This is a genomic window from Marinobacter suaedae (assembly GCF_030519635.1).
GTDB classification, from domain to species: domain Bacteria; phylum Pseudomonadota; class Gammaproteobacteria; order Pseudomonadales; family Oleiphilaceae; genus Marinobacter; species Marinobacter suaedae.
In genome coordinates, this window is sequence record NZ_JAUMIS010000002.1 from 823537 (window position 1) to 844137 (window position 20601).

The 20601-nt window shown below is 45.0% G+C and carries 14 protein-coding genes and 4 tRNA genes; 4 read left to right on the forward strand and 14 right to left on the reverse strand.

The genetic code is table 11. The annotated features are described in order from the left end of the window. Positions 1 to 118 precede the first annotated feature (118 nt). From QVZ43_RS12645 to QVZ43_RS12660, 4 genes are all read right to left on the reverse strand, one after another. Positions 119 to 203, reverse strand: a tRNA-Leu gene (locus QVZ43_RS12645). Between the two features lie 69 nt (positions 204 to 272). Beyond that, positions 273 to 348 (reverse strand) — tRNA-His (locus tag QVZ43_RS12650). Between the two features lie 87 nt (positions 349 to 435). Beyond that, positions 436 to 512, reverse strand: a tRNA-Arg gene (locus tag QVZ43_RS12655). 33 nt (positions 513 to 545) lie between these two features. Next, positions 546 to 622 (reverse strand) — tRNA-Pro (locus QVZ43_RS12660). A gap of 217 nt (positions 623 to 839) precedes the next feature. Here QVZ43_RS12660 and folD point away from each other — a divergent pair. After that, positions 840 to 1697 carry a bifunctional methylenetetrahydrofolate dehydrogenase/methenyltetrahydrofolate cyclohydrolase FolD gene (gene folD, locus QVZ43_RS12665; RefSeq protein ID WP_302910215.1) on the forward strand — a complete coding sequence of 286 codons (858 nt, stop codon included), beginning with the start codon at positions 840 to 842 and terminating at the stop codon, positions 1695 to 1697. A 412-nt stretch (positions 1698 to 2109) separates the two neighbouring features. Here the strand turns inward: folD and QVZ43_RS12670 are convergent, their stop codons facing one another. Next, positions 2110 to 3564, reverse strand: a complete 1455-nt coding sequence (locus QVZ43_RS12670; protein ID WP_302910216.1) for a hypothetical protein — start codon at positions 3562 to 3564, stop codon at positions 2110 to 2112. Between the two features lie 775 nt (positions 3565 to 4339). Continuing rightward, entirely contained in the window at positions 4340 to 5422 is a 1083-nt protein-coding gene (locus tag QVZ43_RS12675; protein ID WP_302910217.1) for a glycosyltransferase, read from the reverse strand. A 482-nt stretch (positions 5423 to 5904) separates the two neighbouring features. Between QVZ43_RS12675 and QVZ43_RS12680 the strand changes: the two genes are divergently transcribed. From QVZ43_RS12680 to QVZ43_RS12690, 3 genes are read left to right on the forward strand one after another with little or no spacing between them, the layout of a single operon-like run. Continuing rightward, positions 5905 to 7326 (forward strand): exosortase/archaeosortase family protein, encoded by a 1422-nt coding sequence (locus QVZ43_RS12680; protein WP_302910218.1) that lies wholly within the window; start codon positions 5905 to 5907, stop codon positions 7324 to 7326. A gap of 3 nt (positions 7327 to 7329) precedes the next feature. After that, positions 7330 to 8496, forward strand: coding sequence for a glycosyltransferase (locus tag QVZ43_RS12685; protein ID WP_302910219.1), 1167 nt, complete (start codon positions 7330 to 7332; stop codon positions 8494 to 8496). 60 nt (positions 8497 to 8556) lie between these two features. After that, positions 8557 to 9477, forward strand: a complete 921-nt coding sequence (locus QVZ43_RS12690; RefSeq protein WP_302910220.1) for a sulfotransferase family protein — start codon at positions 8557 to 8559, stop codon at positions 9475 to 9477. Between the two features lie 304 nt (positions 9478 to 9781). On the opposite strand, the gene QVZ43_RS12695 is transcribed toward QVZ43_RS12690, so the two are convergent. The 8 genes from QVZ43_RS12695 to asnB all read right to left on the reverse strand — a co-directional run bounded on the left by QVZ43_RS12695 (position 9782) and on the right by asnB (position 20600). Further along, complete coding sequence (locus QVZ43_RS12695; protein ID WP_302910221.1) at positions 9782 to 10591, reverse strand: hypothetical protein; 810 nt, start codon at positions 10589 to 10591, stop codon at positions 9782 to 9784. Between the two features lie 657 nt (positions 10592 to 11248). Beyond that, on the reverse strand, positions 11249 to 12301 hold the full coding sequence (locus tag QVZ43_RS12700; RefSeq protein ID WP_302910222.1) for an acyltransferase family protein: 1053 nt from the start codon (positions 12299 to 12301) through the stop codon (positions 11249 to 11251). Positions 12302 to 12468: 167 nt separating this feature from the next. Beyond that, positions 12469 to 13248, reverse strand: coding sequence for a class I SAM-dependent methyltransferase (locus QVZ43_RS12705; RefSeq protein ID WP_302910223.1), 780 nt, complete (start codon positions 13246 to 13248; stop codon positions 12469 to 12471). Between the two features lie 133 nt (positions 13249 to 13381). Next, positions 13382 to 14248, reverse strand: coding sequence for a sulfotransferase domain-containing protein (locus QVZ43_RS12710; RefSeq protein ID WP_302910224.1), 867 nt, complete (start codon positions 14246 to 14248; stop codon positions 13382 to 13384). A gap of 131 nt (positions 14249 to 14379) precedes the next feature. Beyond that, entirely contained in the window at positions 14380 to 15597 is a 1218-nt protein-coding gene (locus tag QVZ43_RS12715; protein ID WP_302910658.1) for an O-antigen ligase family protein, read from the reverse strand. A 258-nt stretch (positions 15598 to 15855) separates the two neighbouring features. Next, positions 15856 to 17328 carry an oligosaccharide flippase family protein gene (locus tag QVZ43_RS12720; RefSeq protein ID WP_302910225.1) on the reverse strand — a complete coding sequence of 491 codons (1473 nt, stop codon included), beginning with the start codon at positions 17326 to 17328 and terminating at the stop codon, positions 15856 to 15858. Positions 17329 to 17490: 162 nt separating this feature from the next. Further along, a complete protein-coding gene (locus QVZ43_RS12725; protein WP_302910226.1) occupies positions 17491 to 18645 on the reverse strand; it encodes a glycosyltransferase family 4 protein in 1155 nt (384 codons plus the stop codon). A 20-nt stretch (positions 18646 to 18665) separates the two neighbouring features. Further along, positions 18666 to 20600 (reverse strand): asparagine synthase (glutamine-hydrolyzing), encoded by a 1935-nt coding sequence (gene asnB / locus QVZ43_RS12730; protein WP_302910227.1) that lies wholly within the window; start codon positions 20598 to 20600, stop codon positions 18666 to 18668. Position 20601: the final 1 nt, after the last annotated feature.

The following is a 20601-nucleotide window of genomic DNA, read 5'->3' on the forward strand; positions in this document are numbered from 1 at the left end:
TTCTCAAAGAAAAGTAAAAACTCGCCTCAAAACAAGAAAGCAGAATTAGCAGACCGCAGGCAGCGGCGCCAAGTTGCGGAAATAAATCTAAGAGAATATAGAGGAAGAGAAGGATAAATGGTGCGAGCGGAGAGACTCGAACTCTCACATCTTTCGATACTGGAACCTAAATCCAGCGCGTCTACCAGTTCCGCCACGCTCGCGTATCACTCGTTGAATTCCGAGACTGACGCTCAAAGGAGAAGCTCAACAAGCTGGAATCAAGAGAAAAGTGGGGTGGACGAAGGGGTTCGAACCCTCGACCGCAGGAGTCACAATCCTGAGCTCTACCAACTGAGCTACGTCCACCACATCGGGACATACCTTTCGGTATTTTCGATCACTCAACTTTGCTGGTTCTGATCGACGCTGGCTCTTTCCACACCGACCGCTTAATGGCACGCCCGGCAGGACTCGAACCTGCGACCCACGGCTTAGAAGGCCGTTGCTCTATCCAGCTGAGCTACGGGCGCATAACCGTTCACCCACCTGAACATTCAGAAAAGTGGTCGGGGTAGAGAGATTCGAACTCCCGACATCCTGCTCCCAAAGCAGGCGCGCTACCAGACTGCGCTATACCCCGATTCGCCTGAACAACAAGTGCCTCAGCAAAGTTGGCGCGCATATTACCGGCGCTGAGCCACCGCGTCAACAAGCATTTTCAAATCCACCCCAAAGGCACTTCTGCTTTGTTCCCCCGCCCTGGCAAAAGTTCCCCCGAAGCGCTGATTGGCCTACACCCGGAAGCATGAGACAATGCGCAGCCTTCATTTACTTACGTCCAACCGACAAGACGAAACATGAGTGCCAAACTGATCAACGGAAAAGAAATTGCCGCAAAAGTTCGCCAGCAGGTAGCCGCCGGCGTTGAAACTCGCAAACAAAAAGGCTTGCGAGTCCCGGGGCTCGCCGTTGTGCTGGTCGGCAACGACCCAGCGTCCGAAGTTTATGTTGGAAACAAGCGTAAGGCCTGCGACGAAGTCGGATTCCTGTCGCTATCTTACGACCTTCCAGAAGACACGACCCAGGAAGCTCTGGAAGCGCTGATTGACGAGTTGAATGAAAATCCTACGGTAGATGGCATTCTGGTCCAGCTCCCGCTGCCTTCGCACCTGGACGCAGCACCGATTCTTCTTAAGATCCGTCCGGACAAAGACGTGGACGGCTTCCATCCCTATAACGTTGGCCGACTCACCCAAAGATCACCGACGCTGCGCCCCTGCACGCCGGCTGGCATTATCACTCTGCTCGACAGCATCAATACACCTTATAAAGGCCAGCACGCGGTGATTGTGGGCGCCTCCAATATAGTCGGCAGACCCATGGCCATGGAGCTACTGCTAAAAGGTGCCACTATCTCCATCTGCCATCGTTTCACACCGGATCTTGAGAAGTTCGTGCGTGACGCAGACATTCTGGTGGCCGCGGCCGGCAAGCCGGGACTGGTGAAAGGAGAATGGATCAAACCAGGAGCGACCGTGATTGATGTTGGTATCAACCGCATGGATAACGGCAAACTGACTGGTGACGTGGAATTTGAAACCGCCGCCGAAAGGGCCGCGTACATTACTCCGGTTCCTGGCGGCGTAGGACCGATGACCATTGCTACACTGCTGGAGAATACCCTGCATGCGGCAGACGTTCTACATAGAGACTAGAAACAACAATGCTAGCCCTCTCTGCTAAGCTATCCACTTCATCATTACAGCCTAAACAAAGCCGCTCAGGAACTGCATTTTCCTGAACGGCTCAACTGCTCGCGATTTCGGGCCATGAGTCTGGCCATATCGAATCAACACTTTAATGTGCAAGGCGACCAACAAAATGCACTTACTTAACGAAAAGGCACAACTGGGATTTGAGCTATGCTCAGTGAGCTCGAAGAGTTGACAAGCCGCAACTAACTTCTCCCCCCCAATGCATTAAGTTATGCTCCGCAAAAGGTCGATAGCCCGCAACACCTCAGTGCCATTGCACAAATTATTGCAGCCCCCCCCCTAATCGACCTTCGCCACACAATTAACCGAAAATCATTCCTTACGCTCAGAAAATTCTGAAAATTTACCTGCTTCACTGACCCTCAATATTGACGTTTTGTGGAGGCGCAGGCGGGACCTCGTCACCATATCCTGCAGGTATGACCACTTTCGGCTCCGGCCTGGCGTCGTCCACGACAAGGGAATATGCAACCAATTTTGCAGGCTTGGGCCAAGATACTGTTACCCAAAGCAACTGCCGGTCGTTATCCCAGTATGCTCCGCCCAGCTCCCCCACATTCAAACGGGTCAAGTGTCCCTCATAGTCTGCGAACTCAAAGTCACCCTGGGGCCAATCAAATCGAAGCGGATCTAAATCCCAAGGATTGAGCTCTCCGTTCGCCACTCTTACAAGGCTATCCGGGTCATAAACCATCCCTATACGCGCATATCCACCAGGCGGGTATGCTTGGTTCAGAGTTTCTTCTTCATGGTTCTGCCGGTTAGTTCCCTCACTGTCTGCACTGTAAAACTTAGCCGGGTCTGCGACCAAGAAATACTTACCCGAGCCACCGTCACCTTGCGCTCGGTAATCGAGCAACCCTCGAGCGTCGTTGACTGTGAAAAGAACACCCTTAACCTCGGGATGGTTTATGTGGGCCACGCCGCCAATATCACCAGCCACCCAATCACCACCCTCGGCAGTCGGGTCAGACCACAAGCTTGGCTGTGCGGCCTCGGTATTAGTACTCGGGTCAAGACTTGGGAACGTGAAATACCGGTCACGCCGCAATGGGCTTTCGTTGGGGTAGTCAATCAGCATGGTCGCCGTAGTGTCACCGATATTCCAAGAACCCAAACCCGGCCCCCTCGGGGAACCCAACACATCGTAGCCACCACGCCCCATCAAAAATGCGTTACCGTTGGCAACAGCTTCGCTAAACACCGGATCGTTTATACGCATGAAGCCAGAACCCAAGGTTTGAATTACGTGGAAATTTTCATTATCAACTTCAAACTGCTGTAGGTTCGCGTCGTAAGGAGCCGAGACTGTGTAACGAGCCACCACCCCCGTATCCAAATCGACCTTAGAAATCCAGTCGTCCATAGGGCCCGCCCGATACGTCCGTCGCACAGACGTAAGCAGAGTTTCAGCATCTAGCCAAAACACACCCAGCGTCGATAGGTGATCTATTCCTGTGTACACTAACTGCGAACGACCCACCGCTAATTCCGGCCAAGTTTTCACATCTCCAGTACCGATCGGTCCCGGCTCAAGCAACTCGACGACATACCCTGCGGGGTGACTGAAAGCCCATTTGCTTGTACCCGGCAATTTATCCATTTGTAGCTCGGACCAAATCATCGTTGGGGAGCCAAGCCCACCAATTTCCGGGATGGTAAAGCCTCCTTGGAACTCCAAATAACGCCCCTTAAGCAGAACTTTAGCTTCTTGGCCATAAACCTGCGGAGCAAGCAAAGCCACGCAAGCCCCAAAAATAAACTTCCTCAGTAAACTCGACAGCTCAAGATTTAGCTCATTAGACATGGCTGGGGCTCCAATTAAAATTAACGGCACGCTTTGAAATGCAGAGATAAACGAAAATGCTCTCCACACACGTCATACTGGCCAACTTCCTTGACTGAAGATAAGCAAGCAAACCAGAGCCATCGAATGGCTCACCTCTCAAAACTGTCTTTCCGCCTCTGGTAAAGCTGTTTATCAAAAAAATAGGTCAAAACGCACAAAAATACTATGCCCTCCCTTTCTTCAACTGCACCGCTGAGCGGGAGCCTCCGGACATCCGCTCCTTCGTCAGGAATTCCAATGGCGGTAGGGTCTCTACTAAATTGGCGAGAATTCATCGCTGTATCCCGCCATCCATGATTAGATTCACTATCGGACTTCGGTGAGATTCCGGGAAATGGAAACCTCGCGAATTTCGTCGCCTCTCGAAATTGGACTCGCAATACAGCCGATGCACCCGCTTGCGATTTCGGCTATGCCCCTACCGACCTAACTCCTTGACCAAATTGGCGAAGCGGCAGGTCATGTAACAGAAATCGAACAAATCTCAATCCCCAACTCATCTCGGGAAGCACCCAGTCGATCGACACGACGGGTAACCGATGCAAGCGATTCAGAACGTCAACCTAAGACCAACATAAGGAACCCGCCTAGAAATGTTCAATCGATTCACTCCAAATCTTCGACTTTATAGCTTTGATCACGGCAACCTGATATCTCCACGCAAGCGTCCGCTTGGCTCTTTTTCAACCTAAAAACTTTAATTCCACATGATCCGCTTTAAGATATGGTGACATCACCGCCTCAATGGCTGATTTTGCCTACCAAAGATTCTAGTGATAAACCTTTTATGCCTAGGACTAAGCAAAAATCTAACAACACCTAATTTCGTCCAAAATATTTTAGGAAAGTAATAGCGACCCTTGAAAATGAATGAAATTGTTTGGATTAGGCTTAGACTTTCTCTAACCCCCAAAATACAACTTAAAATATATTCATCTATGTGATCCCTATCCTTCATAGACAACCTCCTGTTCTCAGAAAAAATATTCTTCAACTCAAATAAAGCAGAAGCATAATCCAGTGCTGCATTGGCACAATCTACCCTAAACTTAGGCAAAAGAACTTTAAATGAATCTGGGAATGTTGACGCTCCCACCTCATTTTTTATGTTAATCCAAGATATCCTTTCTCGAACTTCAATTTGATCGTTTCCGCTTATAGAACTGACTGCATCAGGATGAATCCTGTACTTCTGAAGAGGCTCCGATAGATTTTCTACATGGTGAAACCTGGAAACCCTAGACCATAGATCATAATCTTCCGCATATTTATACTCCTTACTATAAAAACCTATTTTTTCAACAATATCTCTTCGAAATACCGAAGAGGAATGGGCTACACAGTTATTAAAAAGCAAATTCCAACGAACAACATTAATGCCAGTTGGATGAATCCAATTTGAGATGAAGTTACCATTTTCATCAATCATCTCCAAACCACAACCTAAGACGCATACATCAGCATTTTTCTCTAGATAATCGACCTGTCTTTCCAGCCTATTTTCAAGAGATACATCATCAGCATCCTGCCTTGCAATATATTTACCTCTTGCAAACCCAATTCCTTTGTTGAGGCTATCTATCAGACCTTTATTGTTTTCATTTTTTATGTATAAAATCCGCGAATCACAGTAAGATTCTATTATCTCACCTGAATGATCGGAACTACCATCATTTACAATTATAAATTCAAAATCTTTGAAGCTTTGATTGAGAATACTTTCTATAGAATCTCGCAAAAATTCTTCACCGTTGTACACAGACATGACAACACTTATTAAAGGCACATTCCGAGCTTCAGAAATATTCCGCTCCACGACTACTCACCTTCAAAAAATCAAGAATCTTTCTCCCAAGACCACGTCTTTTCGGCGTGATACCCTAACCATCCGTGACTGATCCACGGAAAACTACCCAAAGCGCTACACCGCAACGTCATCCATCCTAACCTCCCCCACCAATTTTTAAACTGGGTTTGTGGCAAATATGAATACAGGTAGCCTCCTTAACGGTACATCATTATTCTGCGCTTCCCGTCTGGCTTACCGCCCTCAGAGAAAAACAAACGGCACTATATCGAAAACATGTCAGAGCGCATCAGTCCAGATGGACTAGGCGAGGCGCCTGAATCTTTGACGATACCAACACCACATCAAAACATAGCGAGCCAACGGATAAAGCATTCCTAAGGCAACACCTAAACCAGTCCACAAAAAGCGCCTCTGCACAGTAACGCCTATTTTCCGATCTTGTAATAAATTGTATCCTGCCAGAGGTGTAAGCAGTTGGCAGATGCAAGATGTTAAGGAAAACGCTAGACAATCTACCGCCCTCCAGGCCCTACCTCATCGCTACAGCGGTTGCGGCCATTATTTTCTATCCCACGTGGATCAGACTCGGCAAAGCTTGGCTTGAATTCGAGCAAGTTCTGGCCCACGGTCTTGCTACCGCAATCATCTTTCTGGCGCTACTGCTTATCCACCCTCCTGCCTTTCCGAACCACCAAGCACCCTCTAAACCGTATCACCTTGCCGGCGCTGTTCTGCTGATTGCCACAACGATAATCTGGGCCCTTTTGGAACTGGTTCGCCTCGATACACTTACCTATCTGGTATTACCAGCCGGCCTGGTGGCGACCGCTTGGGCCCTTATTGGACTTCAGGGAGCACTCGTATTTATACCTCACGTTCTCTTTTTTTCGCTGTCACTACCGATTTGGGCGGATATCGTTCCATTCCTTGTTGAACTCGCAAGCATCGTTGTTGGCTCATGGGTAAACTGGCTTGGCATGACGGCCCTCATTGAAGGCAACAGCATCACGCTACCCTATGGCCGGATGGTCATTGCCGATGGCTGCTCTGGCATTCGCTACTTTGCAATCTCGATTTTGTTAGCCATGATGACATCCATCCTGAATGATTTCCGCTGGCGCGGATGGCTCATCACCCTGGCAATCGCTGCAACGATAGGCCTTGTAGCCAACTGGGTCCGTATAACCATTCTGGTGGCGGTTGGCTATGAATCCAACATGCAGCACGACCTGATCAATGATCACGAAACCATGGGGTGGATTGTCTACGCAGGCTTTATTCTCCCCGCCTTTTACTTTTCCCCCGTGCATAAAAGAGAGCTCGACTCCTCTTCAAAACCAGCATTCACTTCACTCAATAGAACCAACGTAACTGCAATGCTATTAGCCATTGCGGTCGGCCCATTAGCCCTGGCGATTGCCCAGAGACCCACCCCACCCGACTCACCCTGGCAGCTTGAACTGCCGGACAGCAAAATCACCGATGCAGACGATCTCCCAATCACCCTAGAACTGCCAGAGTCATTGAAGACCGAAGCTCGGCGTTCGGGCGACCTCTGGGCGCTGTTAGCACAAAGCCAAAAACACACCGCCGAACAAAAACTTGTACCTTACCTGCCGAGAATGTTTAACACCTCCCTCTGGCAGTTAAAGCAAACCTTCGGACCGGGCCTCCATAGCTACCGAAACATAGAGACCAACGAACAGGTAATCGTCGGCCAATGGTTCCAGGTTGGCTCTAACCGCGGCTGGACATACAAGGAGGCAAAGCTCTTTCAAATACCTGCGTTACTGGCACAAGAGAAGCAGTTTGGAATGATCGTACTCCAGAACAAGTGCGCACCAAGAAATTGCGAGCGCGCCATAGAAAGTGTCCAGAACGCAATGAACTCAATTAAGTTGGCCAGGTGACCCATGGAAGAAGTCAGACGAGCTCAGGAAATTGGCGACCCCTCATCACCCGCCCGCCAGCCACGAACAAGAATCTTGCACGTCACGTTCAATATGGGTTTTGGCGGAACCGAACAGGTTATTCGCCAATTAGTCAACAACCTGGATCCAAACCGCTTTGAGTGCGAGATAGCCTGCATTGACGGTGAAGTAGGAGCCATCGGAAAGGAAATCGAAGCCAAGAACGGAATAAAAGTTCACTCGCGGCAACGAGGTTCCGGCCTCGACTGGAAAATCATCCTCTGGCTCAGAAAACTGATCAAACATCGTCACCTCGATATCGTACATTGCCACCAGTATTCCCCCTTTACCTACGGTTGGTTTGCGCACTGGGGTACCGGTGCCAAGGTTGTTTTCACCGAGCACGGTCGCTTTCACCCGGATCGATATCGAAAGAAAGCTCGCTTCATCAATCCCATCATCGCACACACGACTAAAACATTGGTGGCGATATCCCACGCGACTCGGGATGCATTGGCTGAATACGAATACATGCCGAGATACAAAATCGACGTCATTTACAATGGAATCGACCCACTAACTGTAATCGATGATGAACACCGCCACTTCCTTTCCACCAACCTTGGATTACAGCAAGGTGAACTGATCATCGGCACGGTTGCACGATTGGATCCAGTAAAAAACCACGCACTGATACTTCAAGCCACTCGAGCTCTTATTGACAAGGGTTACAAGGTTCGTCTGCTCCTCGTGGGTGACGGGCCGGAAAGAGAAAACCTTGAGGTCCTGGCAGAGGATTTAAAACTGGGGTCCGCGGCTATTTTTGCCGGCTTCCAAACCCAAGCCGCCGATTTTCTGAGCCTGATGGATATTTTTCTACTACCTTCGTTTACGGAAGGAACATCCATGACACTACTAGAGGCCATGAGCCTTGGGATACCCACTGTGGCAACCCGAGTAGGGGGAACACCGGAAATTGTAGTGGACGGTGAAACAGGAGTGTTGATCGAGAGTGACGACCTGACAGCCCTCACGAACGGTATTCAAATCCTAATCGATAATTCCGACCAAAGGCGCTCCATGGCCCTGAGAGCCAAAGCCCGATTTCACGACAATTTCTCAGCCAAAAAGATGGTTGAGCGATATCAGCAGTCGTACGAAAGCACCTAACGAATCGGCTGCTTAATCCTAAGTTTCATGAATCACTAATGAGCTTCCCCAGGAAATAGTATGTCCCAAACTCGAACAAAAGCCATAACACAAACCAAACCAGCCAAAACACCCACACCTTTTTTCGTGATGGGCACCCAGCGTTCCGGGACAACCCTGCTGACTCGCGCCCTCTCAGCCCACCCAGAAGTATTTGTTCAGAACGAAATTAACTTGCATAACGTTTTTGGAAAAAACTACAACAAAGAGAAACTTATCAGCGAGATCGAAGCTCGTGTGATTGACGACGCAAATATTTCAGTCAAAGATTTATTTGAGCAGGACAAAACCAAAATCTGGGGACTTAAAGATCCCCAACTAACTGAGCATATTGAGGAATTACGTCAATTTCTCCAAGACACCTTGTTTATTGTCATTGTCCGAGATGGCCGGGGCGTGACCAATTCCTATATTGAGAACAAATGGGGACTCGGCACAAATCCTTATACGGGCGCACAACGCTGGAAACGAGAGGTGGAGCAACAAGAAGCGTTTATTAATGAAGCACCTGAACGCTTCCTATATATCCGTTATGAAGATCTAGTCTACGACCTAAAGTCAAGTATGGAAAAGGTCTGCCGGCATCTCGGAGTCGATTTCCACCCCAACATTCTTCAATATGATATGCAACGTAGTTACTATCAGAAAATGAGAGAAAACATCCACACCCACCGCAAGCCCGATCCGAATCTGGCCGAAAAATGGCGTAAAACACTCACACCCTTTGAAATCGGTGTGATCGAAATGGTCGCAGGAGATACGTTGCAACGTCACGGATATGAACTCTGTGGCCCAGAGGTAAACTTAAATAAACGTCAGATTCTATTTTATCGCCTCCATCAAAAGATCATTGGTGAAATACAACTTCGATATCGGTGGCGCCGAGCCGAATTCATAAATTTAATAAAAAAAAGACACCGAAAAAAGAATCAACAACCTTGAATTTATTACGAATGACACCGGAAAAATAGACCGAATTAAATATATTTTTATAAAACCAACAGGCAATTAATCAATAAACCAAAGATTAGTTGAAATAACCTAGCCATACCCATTCCATCACCACAGAAATAAAATTATTTATAATCTAAATTTCCGAAAAACGTTGTAAAAACCTCTGTTTTACTTGAACTGCTGATTAGCAGTTTCCAGCCCATCGGAGTTTCTCAGATACCCTCATGAGTTCAAAACTTCCAATAACTCGTGGGGAGCTCGTAAAAATCTCGAAACATAATAGCAAATCCCCTCATTTTTCGGACCGATATTTAAGACCAAAGCAGCCTGCAATAATTAGAGAAACGGGAATCCCCCAAATAAGCCAGTATGACAAGTACTCGAAATAATACTTATTTCTTATGAAGTGAGATGGTCCTGACCAGATTTGGTGATCCGCTGAAAGAATATTAACGATCCTTGAGGCATCTAATATACCATAACCTGCACTTCGATAGGCTTCAACGACCTCACTCTTTCGATTCTTTAACTCATCGGCGGTCATATTTAAAGTTACACCAAAATCAGGATCTAGCACAAAGGCTCTATCTCCTATTGAAGCAGTTACCACTACGTGCCCTGGAAATGTCAAAATCTCATTTTCAATATTGTTTTTACTTAGAATCGTAGATAATGTCATAGAGGCGTCACCACAAATACCAATGCCCCTCTCGATACTTTTATCATATTGAACAAAATGGTACCTTTGGTACTCTGGTATACCACTTAAAAGCCCCATAAAATATAAAATAAAGTTTTCCCAAATGGGCACCCTTAAGTTATGTTCACTAGGATCGGTTTCATTCCAGTTTATATGTGCGAGGGCATCATCCACGTTTTTATTTTGCCTGATCACATATTCAATACGTGACTCTCCCGGCAAAATTTTAATATTTTCCATAGCTTCTGAAAATGGAATTGGCCTGTCACCCGAGAAGCGAAGCTCACTATCATCCAGCTCACCTACTCTTAAACTCTTGGAAAGACCATAGATATTAAGTAAAAGCAAAAGTAACCCTAAGATTACAAACGAAACACTTCCCATTCTTATTACGTTTGTCATTTCAGTTAACCCGACCATGCCCCCAAATTTGCAACTTGAGAGCAAGGTAAAAAATTATCTTAAAACCATCACGCGGAGCGTAGGCACCCATTAGTAGGACCAGTAGGAGCTCTTCCGACCAGCAACTGCTCCTTCCAAAACAAGGAAAAAGACACGGGATTCCATTATTTATAAAATTCACGCAAACCCCAAACGGCCCACCAACCTTTCACACCAACTTAAAAAGACACACTAACCGAGAGCACCATCATACTACCCCTGCCCGAACAATTTTGGTATAGCGGGAAGCAAAACACCTTCTGGAAAGATCGGCAAAATTGGCTTTGGAGGAGCTCCGTACAAAAAAAATTCCTGAGCAGTACCATACTGCAAAGAGCATCCATAGCACTCCCCCCGGACAAACATCACCGGAGCAATTAACTCAGGCGCTCACATTTACCTCCCCCTTCGTGAAAGCGCTTGCTTTTACTTCATCAGCCTCAGGAACCTAGGTAGGATCGCAAATCTAAATTAGATATTTTTTTCAGTTTTATTAGAGACCAATCCGATTACTGCAAGCGAACTCTTTATGCACGAATAACGGAGCAGCATTCACTAGAACATTATAATCCAAGCTATAAGTATGGAAAACCATCATAAATATTATAGTATTTAACTCTATTTTTTTAAATCCGATTTAACGCTACCAGTTTCGCTTTCGAACATTCGGTATCTCGACCTTAACCTCAGAAATTTAAGCTCAACTGTTCGATACAAAATTTCAGACATAAACAGAGAAAGGAGAAAAACCGAAACCATATATACCGAAAAACCAAACGCATAATCCACTTTATTAAAAATAGCGATAGCGATCGGATGTAAAAGATATAAAGAATAGGATCGAGTAGCAATATATTTGCTTCCCCACACCTTCCAAATTAGGCTACGAGAATTATTAACTGCAAATAGCAACCATGATGAAAAAATTAAAGCACGCTCAAAAATTCCGGGATCAGAGAGCCACTCCATAGGAAAATACCGTTGAATAAAATACAGAGCAAAAAAAGTTGACGAGATCATAAATAACGGTGTAGAAAAACTGCACAACCTGATCCACAACTCAGTATGCTGAGATCTGATATAAGCTAAGAGCACTCCTGCGATACATCCATCAATCCTGACGTGTGTTTGCAAGGTATTAGTGTAAAGATCCAGATATCGAAACAACGACGGAGAAACCAAAACTAGAATAACAATAGCAAGCCTAACCTTTCTTGGTAAGATCCACAGTGCACCGATTGCAGGAGCTATAACCAAGTAGAATTGCTCTTCGACTGCTAATGACCAACTCACGTGAAAAATTTCAAGTGGTTGATTATAATTTTGAAGAAAAAAGAGGTAATCAAGTGGAAGCGCCCACGATTCCTTCGTAAGCAACTGTTGGAGCGAAAGCGCCCCAAGCACGGCATAGTACGCAGGCAATGTACGCATCCAACGTCTATACCAAAACCGAAGAACGTTTATCCTATCGTTGTGGACCGCCTCAGAAAACAACTGGCCTCCAAGAAGCCAACCAGATAAAACAAAAAACAAATCAACCCCGATTCCCCCAAGCTGCAAAGGGGCAAGACTCGCAGGCGCTCCGAACCCCAAGACAATATGGGCAATTAGTACCAACAGGATGGCTATACTGCGTAAAAGATCGAGTGAAGCCAGACGCTCGTTTGTCATAACCTGGAATATTCCATCTAGTAGTATTATAGAAATTGGTTAACGGCCATAAACACCGGAGCCACATTCTATACATGGGCTCAACCAACGACGCCGAATCCTAACTCCCCGCCCCATTCATAGTAAAAATATTACAAATCTATCCGTCGAATTTCCTCGTCCAATTATTACCGCCGGCGATACACAGCCAGAATATTATTCTCAGGATAGGTAATACCAATGTTTTTGAGCGCCTTCCACAGCGACAATTCCAAAAGGTTTAGCAGCTTAAACTTACCAAACGCACTCAAATCACTTAAGTAGGAAAAGTAAACCTCATCGAAACCCGATCCTAAAAACAACCGTTTTAAGTCAGCCCTTGTATTCATTTTATAAGCTACTGGAAATGTATCTTTTTCCTCTCCGCCCCATAACAGTTTCTTTACCTTGTAATGAATCGAAAATGGTGTCAAGAATGTTATTATTGGAATAGGACTAAACTTATTTATAGTATAAATTATCACATGACCACCCGGAGTGACTAAATCCCGCAGCTTTCTTAAGGTTGCCTCAGGGCAATCAATATGTTCAGCGACCATCCTAAAGGTCGCAAGATCAAACTTCTCATTTACATTAAAATCTTCAATAAAAGAGTTGACCTTTTCGTGAGCAAATGGATTTTCAAAAACATTCTTACTTGGGTCAACCGCCACAAGCTTCTGGCATTTTTTTGCAAGCATATCGCTAAGCTTCCCATTATCCGGAAACACCGCCCGCCCGCCTCCAATATCAACCCATTTCGTTGACGGAAAAACCAAATTACTAACCATAGCCTCATACACGTCATCGGCACGATAATAGCCCCATTCATACCTTCGCCTAGGAGACCAGCCTGCGCTCTCAGGCCGCCCATATTTCAACTCGAAAACAGTATCAAGATCGTCGTTTGTTACATTGTAATCAATCATAATAATTTAACCTATCCGATTGAATTCTAGAAATTTGAAACCAAAATATAAATTAAAACTGTGCATTATTTTTTAATCAGATAGAATCTATTTATTACTAAAAACCAAAACTCTTACAAATAGGCCAAAGCACTTACTTTTCAATTCGATATTTTATATATCTACTCTTCCAAGCATCAAGATTAACTCCAAGCATAGATTCAATTTCTTCCACCTCGCTTCTAAGGATCCTTAGATAGTGATCATCGACTACATATCCACGTTGTTTATCCCGTTCTCTTTCAATAAAGATTTTTTTAATATATCGAAAAATTCTTGTATTCTTAAAAAAATTCAATTGCCTTCCAAGCCCCAGACGGATAACTTTATCTTGAATCTTTATAAGACCGTATCGATTTTGGAGATTTGGATAAATAGAAGCATTTCTTATGCTAAGAAGCGAATTGGGAGAAAAATCGGGGTTTACTCCAACGAACCTGCAAACATCCGAAAAAACCTTCTCCGGCTCAGATATTATTCGATCATAAAAGTCTATATATATATTTTCCACTGGAAACAAATTAATAATATTTTTAATCTGATCACTATATAAACTCTTTTCAAATATCCAAGGATGGTATTCCAATACTTCATTAAACTCGAGATCCAAGAATTTTCCGTGCGACTGAAACAAGCGATAAGCCGAATACGATCTTTCTAGCGGCTCTCTTAGCATAATAATTAATTTTACCGTTGGATCAAAATTATGGATTCTAATCATGGCCTCCTTAGATGAAATATAGTCAGGGGTATATTCTCCAGCTATTTTATTCTCTCCGGCCGCCTCAAATAGATTAACATAATACCCCACGCCGCATTCATAATCTCTATCAAAGAAATGAACCTCCTTTTTTGGCATATATATATCAGGATGCTCATTTAAGCATTCGTATAACCAACTCGTTCCACCGCGCTGGACACCGACACCAATAAAATCGGGCCCCTTTTTATCTTTTAACATAAATCTTCCTAACTAAAATTAGAAATTTAAAAAGGTAAATGTTACTTCTGCTGCTCACAGAAAAAATTATTAGGAATCTTTCACTACCAACACTTTAAATAAAATTTAAACATCTAGAGCACCGCAAATAACTAGCCTTTTTTTTCCTGAAACTGAGATCTCACTCGAATATAAGAGATTAGATTAATAATAAGAGCAATATAAAACGGCTCAAAAATAATCAAATCCAGGAATATAGAGCAGACAAAAAACCCTAAGACACTTACTGAAGAACACACTAACGCGTAATAGTCTGAATTATCGAATGACATATTCAATTTTCTCGCATATAGTAAACGGGACCACGACAACCAAATTAATGCTAAGAATAGCAAACCATTAGGTAATCCGGTATTAGCCGCAAAATTCAAGAAAGTATTGTGAGCAACATGAGGGCTCTCTCCGGGAAATAGGCTTTGCGATGCGGCCTGGAACATTTGAACCCCCGCACCAAAAATAGGATAAACAGAAACAATTTTTAGCCCAACGCCCCACGAAACCAGCCTTGGATTTATGGGCTCCTCATCAGACTGTTGCGCCAAATCAACGGTTTGCGTGGTTCGGTCTAGCAGCGTAGCTCCTTGGTAAGCGACGAATAGGACAAAGCATGTCCCGATCAGTAGGTTTAACTTAGTAGAACGAATGATGGATGAAACTATTAACAATGTAACAACGGATGCCAATAGTGCACCCCTAGAACTAAAAAGAACAATAGCATGCCATGATAACGGAACAACCAAAACCATTAATATTTTTAGCCACAACCTATTAACTCTAAATATCATAAATATAAGAAATGGCATGCACATTACAATCAAAACGGATAACGCATTACCATCACGATAAGGGCTTCTAGAAGGTCCATTCAAGCGTCCGTTTTCAAACATAAACCACTGCTGACCAAAGTATGCTTTGTTTGCCCAATAGATATAAAAAACACCAACACCAATGAAAATATAACACAAATATAACAAGGTTTTTTCTCTTTTACACAAACCCAAAATAACAAAATACATAATAACAATTGCATTTAACGTACTCAAAACTATCTCTGGACTGGTAAAGGCCACCCCCCCCTTAAACGGACTTAAATGGTGCGAGATGTGTGTCCAACCCCAAATAAAGATAATCATGAGGTTTTGCGGCCTATTATAGACATTAATATCCTCGCCATTATCGTAACCAGAGGAATAAGACAAATGAAAAATAGCAAGACCAAGAATTGATAAGGCAGCAGTAATATTAAAAATAGGAATACCTTCAAAAGCCCATGGCCAAATATATTGGGGCTGCAACAAACTATTTGCCACGTAAGCCAACGCAGTAATCCAAGGCGTAAAGAACAACCCGTATACGGTAGCCAACAACAAACTAAGAACTATGACCCTACCCATATTTACACCACAGAATCTATTTATTAAAAAAATTACAAATCAGCACCGTCATACTATGCCCCATTGATAATAGGTTGTTCACAACAGACCATGTACCAAAATTAAGGCAAGAGCTTATTCACAAACTTATTCCTGATATCAACGCTCCTAAATACTCCTAGTACATCTTCTATTTTACGCTCTTCCCCTGAAAAATCTGAAAAAGGGCCTAGATTTAACGAAAGAAAATATCGCAGATGACAACTCTTTATAGAGAGGATGTCCGAAACATTTTAGCAGTATTAGCCAAATCGGAGGTAGTATTAGGGAGATCAATAGAACGGGCTTCCAGGACTGCACCTGATCAAATGGAACTAACATTGAAATCAGCCATGCTACAAAACTACAAAGTGCTGCGATCAAGAGACTCGAACTCAAAGACTTGTAAAATAGGCCGACGTTTAATCCGAATAATCGAACGAGAAGAACTGTAACTAAAAAAATCTCTAGAAACCCAACTATAATAAATGCGTTGGCAACTGCCTGCAGACTTAAGGGATAGGACACAATCACCAATATAAAAACGGCAATCAAAAGGCCTGCCTCCTTAAAAATCATCACCCGCTCTTTTCCCAAAGTAATTAGAAGATTATTAGCAAAGTTATGGGTCGTACGCAAAATCAACCAGATCGCTAGGGCGGACGCCAATGGTGCAGCGGCATCCCATTGCTGCCCAAAGAAGAAACGTATGACTGGAAGGCTAGCTACTGAGGCAACGGCCAATACTGGCCAAGCGAAGCCGGTTGCAAGAACAGTCGCCCGAGTATACGAATCGACCATGCTCTTACCGGATCTTTGAGCCTCGGACAAATAAGGTAGAACCACTGGCTCAGCACCTTTTTGCACGGTACCAGCCACAAAATCCATAAGCCCTATTCCTCGCGAAAAAATCCCTACTTGGCTGGTTGTTCCCATCTTTCCAATAACGATATCCGGAACCACGTTTACACTATTTCTGAAGAGGTTCGCTAGGGAATTGTAAACACCAAATCTCGCGATCACGCCGAGCTTTGAAAATCTTGGTTGATAGTACAACGCAAATCGGGCAAAAATGACCAAGGTACCAAACTGAATGGTCAATCTCGCCACTTGCCCCCAAGCCAAAGAATAATAGCTCAGACCTAGATATATCAATGAAACTGTAACCAACAACGATGCAAGTGCAGATGAAAGATTTGATATTAGTATTATTTTGAAGTTAAACTCACGGGTTAATAGCGCAATACAAATACTTACAAAAGGACCTATAAAGAAACCTATAGAAAGTATATTGAATATTGACGATAATGATGGGAGATCATAGTAATTAGAAATAGTTGGACCGACTGCTAAAACGCAACCTCCAAGCGCCCATGATGTTATAATAGTTAGACCTAATGTCCTTCGTATCACTTCTTCATTTAGTTCTTTTTCGCGAATCAGATAAGCCCCTGCTCCAAGCATCTTGAATTCGCTTATCATAAGTACAAGCGCGCTGGCTATGGAAAAAGTTCCTACCTCATCTGGCGACAAAAGACGGGCAACGATCATCATCGTTACCAACCCAATAATTCGTGCACCATATTGGGAAATTGAAGAAAATATTACGGCTCTTCGTACCCTAGACATAAAATACCACCGGTTAATTCTGTTTCATTTTTTATTAGCAATAATTTAAACTAGCCCCCAAATAAAACAAATAACATCATAAAATAAGAAACTTTAGAACCTTAATACAAGAAAACTCTTCAGGCATGCAGCGCAAACGAATAACAATTATTAAATTATCATCTATAATTCTTTAAAAATAATTTCCGCCTTATTTGCGTGATTATTCCAAGTGAGATTGTCGAGTACATGCTGTCGGCAATCCTCAGGCCGAAATAAACCATTCATGATATTTCTTTTCAGTTCAAGGATGGCGTGGGTTATCGAATCTGGTGAAGTACACTCTGCTAATAAACCGGTTCTATTAACCTGCATGGTCTCTGCGGTACCGCCGGAATTGCCAGCAATTACTGGCTTTCCCGAAGCTTGCGCCTCGACGAGGACCATGCCAAAGCCCTCAATGTCATTCTCATCGGTTCGATTGGGAAGGATGAATAAATCACATTGCTGATAGCACTTGATCAGCACTTCATCGTTCAATTCCTGTAAAAACTGAACGTGATGTTGTAATTTCAAACTAGCGACAAGGCGTTTTAGATTTTCGTATTGCTCTCCGCTTCCAACAATAACGTACAGAAACTCAGGGATATCTTTGAGTAATTTGGGGACGGCCTGAATCATCACGTCGTGACCTTTTCGCCGCTGTAATCGGCCTACCGTGAGACAGACGAATCTACTGTCCCAGCCGTACTCGGCTCTGAATTCTGGATCTTTAGGTGCAGGGCAAAAACGATCTGGATCAACGCCAGGATTTAGAACCTCAATTTTTTCTCTCGGTACCTGCCAATGCTCTTCAAGCAGTGTACTAGTGTTTTGACTGTTGCAGATCAGTTGAGTGGCTCCACTTAGAACCCTTTTCACAATCCAAATAAGCTCCCGACTGGTTCGGGCAGTCTCAATATCTTCTCCGTGGACATAGCAAACGAGAGGCTTGTTGAGCATTCGTGCCAATATTAGCCCGATGAACCCCTCGGGAATCGTTCGGCCACAGTGAATCTGAGACAATCCACGGGGTCTGATTTTCCATATTTTGTATATAGACCTCAGATAGAACACGATGCCCTGACGGCTTATCAGCCCCCAACTTTCTGATTTCATTTGGAGTCGACGAATATCCTGTGGAAATTGGCGATCAATTTCCTGTTGCTCCGGAATCGAATGCTCATGGGTAATGATTCTGACGGTACCCGGTTCCAATCGCTGATAAAGCTCAAAGAACCATCGGCCGCTGCCCCCATGAGTCGGCGGGAATATTTCACTGAGCAATAAAATTGACATTAATAACTTCCTAGTTCGCTCTACGAACTAACGGGGCGTTTGGCTAGGGCTTCAGGTTCTGCTTTTTCTACTCGGGTCTCCCCTAAGTATCTTTGCCACCAGATTTCATACATCAGCATGCTCCATAGAAGAGCAGAGTGATCGAAAAGGCTCCTCTGATGCTGATCCCAAACAAGCTTCACATGGTCTTTACGGAATAGCCGGTCCAACCCTTCACCTTTATCAAAAAGATAATGCTCCGCGATCGCTTTCAACTCCCCTCGCAGCCATTGGGCTAATGGCGTAGAGAACCCCATTTTCTTTCGATTAAGTATTTCTGGGGGTAACAGAGGACTCAGCGCTGTCCGCAACACAATTTTCTTGTCACCTTTGTTGAATTTCAGAGCGCTCGGAAGCTGGTTAGCAAACTCTATGATCCGGTAATCCAACAATGGTGATCGCAATTCCAATGAGTTGGCCATACTCATTCGATCCGCTTTGACTAGGATGTCACCCGGCAAATAAGTGCGCATATCCGTGTACAACAGGCGCGACAAGTGGTCTTTTGAATTACATCGGTGGTAGGCTTGCTCGGTCAGTTCGCTTGGGTGGTAGTCACCCAGGGTTTTGCGAAAATCTTCATTAAGTAGCAACTGCCAGATGTGATCATCAAGGGATGAATTGGTGACGTAGAAGGCTTTTGCTGAATCAAGGCTCAAGCTTTGCATCAATGAGCCGGCCCGGCGAAGGTGTTTATTAGGGACTCTTCGCAGCGCGGGTGCGAGCTGGCCCATCACGGTTCGCAGTGCAGAGGGGCATTTGTTGCGTAGTTGGTTCTCCCGCCAGTCCGTGGCGTATTTTTGATAACCCGCGAAGATTTCGTCTCCGCCATCACCGGTTAACGCGACGGTTACGTCCTGCCTTGCCAGTTCAGACACCAAGAATGTGGGAACGAGGCTGGAATCTGCGAAGGGTTCGTCCAGAAAACGGCAGATATCCAGCAAGCGCTCCGCTACGCCATCCCTTACAGTATGTACACGATGGTCGGTGCGATACTGGTCCGCCACCGTCTGTGCGAACTCCGTTTCGTTAAAGGTCTTTTCCGCGAAGCCAATAGAGCAAGTAGTGACCGTGTTTCCACCTTTGGCCATCATGGCCACGACGCCACTGGAGTCCACCCCCCCGCTCAGGAATGCCCCAAGTGGAACATCACTGATCATCCGTTGCTTCGTGGCGTCTTCAATCAAATCCAGTAACTGGGCCTTGGCGCTTTCCATACTTATCGATTCGGGCTCGCCCATCTCCGGGGACCAGTAGCGACGGATTTTTATCAGACCAGCGCGCGTGCGGTGCAAATGGCTGCCGGGCTCCAATTTGAAGATATTCTCGAAAATGGTCTTTGGATCTGGCACGTACTGGTAGGCAAAGAAGTCGTACACCGCATCTGGCCGGATGTCCCGGGGCACATTCGGGCACACCAGAATCGCCTTCAGTTCAGAGGCAAAGATCAGCTGGCCGTCCCGCTCGGTGTAATACAAGGGCTTCTTGCCAATTCTGTCCCGAATTAGATCCAGCGTTCCCGCCTCGCTATCCCAGAATGCGATGGCAAACATGCCATTGAGCTTCTCGATCGCGCTCATCCCCTCGCGAATGAGCAAGACCATCACCACTTCGGTATCGGTTTGGGTTCGAAAACGGACACCTTGCTCTTCCAAACTCTTGCGCAGGCTCTGAAAGTTGTATATTTCGCCGTTAAAAACCATCGCGTAGCGGCCGTCCTCCGACACAAATGGCTGGTTTCCGGCTTCTGAAAGGTCAATGATGCTCAACCTCGCATGCCCCAACACCGCACCATTGAGTTGCATGACGCCTTGGGCGTCTGGCCCCCGATGGCGAAGTGCACCGACCATGGAGCGAACGAGATCTAGATTAGTGTCAGAGGGATATTCTGTTGTAAACCCTGCTATTCCGCACACG

Bases quoted from the DNA above. Each gene is read 5' to 3' on its own strand.
- folD (WP_302910215.1), top strand. From the start codon at position 840: ATGAGTGCCAAACTGATCAACGGAAAAGAAATTGCCGCAAAAGTTCGC.
- QVZ43_RS12670 (WP_302910216.1), bottom strand. From the start codon at position 3,564: ATGTCTAATGAGCTAAATCTTGAGCTGTCGAGTTTACTGAGGAAGTTT.
- QVZ43_RS12680 (WP_302910218.1), top strand. From the start codon at position 5,905: ATGTTAAGGAAAACGCTAGACAATCTACCGCCCTCCAGGCCCTACCTC.
- QVZ43_RS12685 (WP_302910219.1), top strand. From the start codon at position 7,330: ATGGAAGAAGTCAGACGAGCTCAGGAAATTGGCGACCCCTCATCACCC.
- QVZ43_RS12690 (WP_302910220.1), top strand. From the start codon at position 8,557: ATGTCCCAAACTCGAACAAAAGCCATAACACAAACCAAACCAGCCAAA.
- QVZ43_RS12695 (WP_302910221.1), bottom strand. From the start codon at position 10,591: ATGACAAACGTAATAAGAATGGGAAGTGTTTCGTTTGTAATCTTAGGG.
- QVZ43_RS12700 (WP_302910222.1), bottom strand. From the start codon at position 12,301: ATGACAAACGAGCGTCTGGCTTCACTCGATCTTTTACGCAGTATAGCC.
- QVZ43_RS12705 (WP_302910223.1), bottom strand. From the start codon at position 13,248: ATGATTGATTACAATGTAACAAACGACGATCTTGATACTGTTTTCGAG.
- QVZ43_RS12710 (WP_302910224.1), bottom strand. From the start codon at position 14,248: ATGTTAAAAGATAAAAAGGGGCCCGATTTTATTGGTGTCGGTGTCCAG.
- QVZ43_RS12720 (WP_302910225.1), bottom strand. From the start codon at position 17,328: ATGTCTAGGGTACGAAGAGCCGTAATATTTTCTTCAATTTCCCAATAT.
- QVZ43_RS12725 (WP_302910226.1), bottom strand. From the start codon at position 18,645: ATGTCAATTTTATTGCTCAGTGAAATATTCCCGCCGACTCATGGGGGC.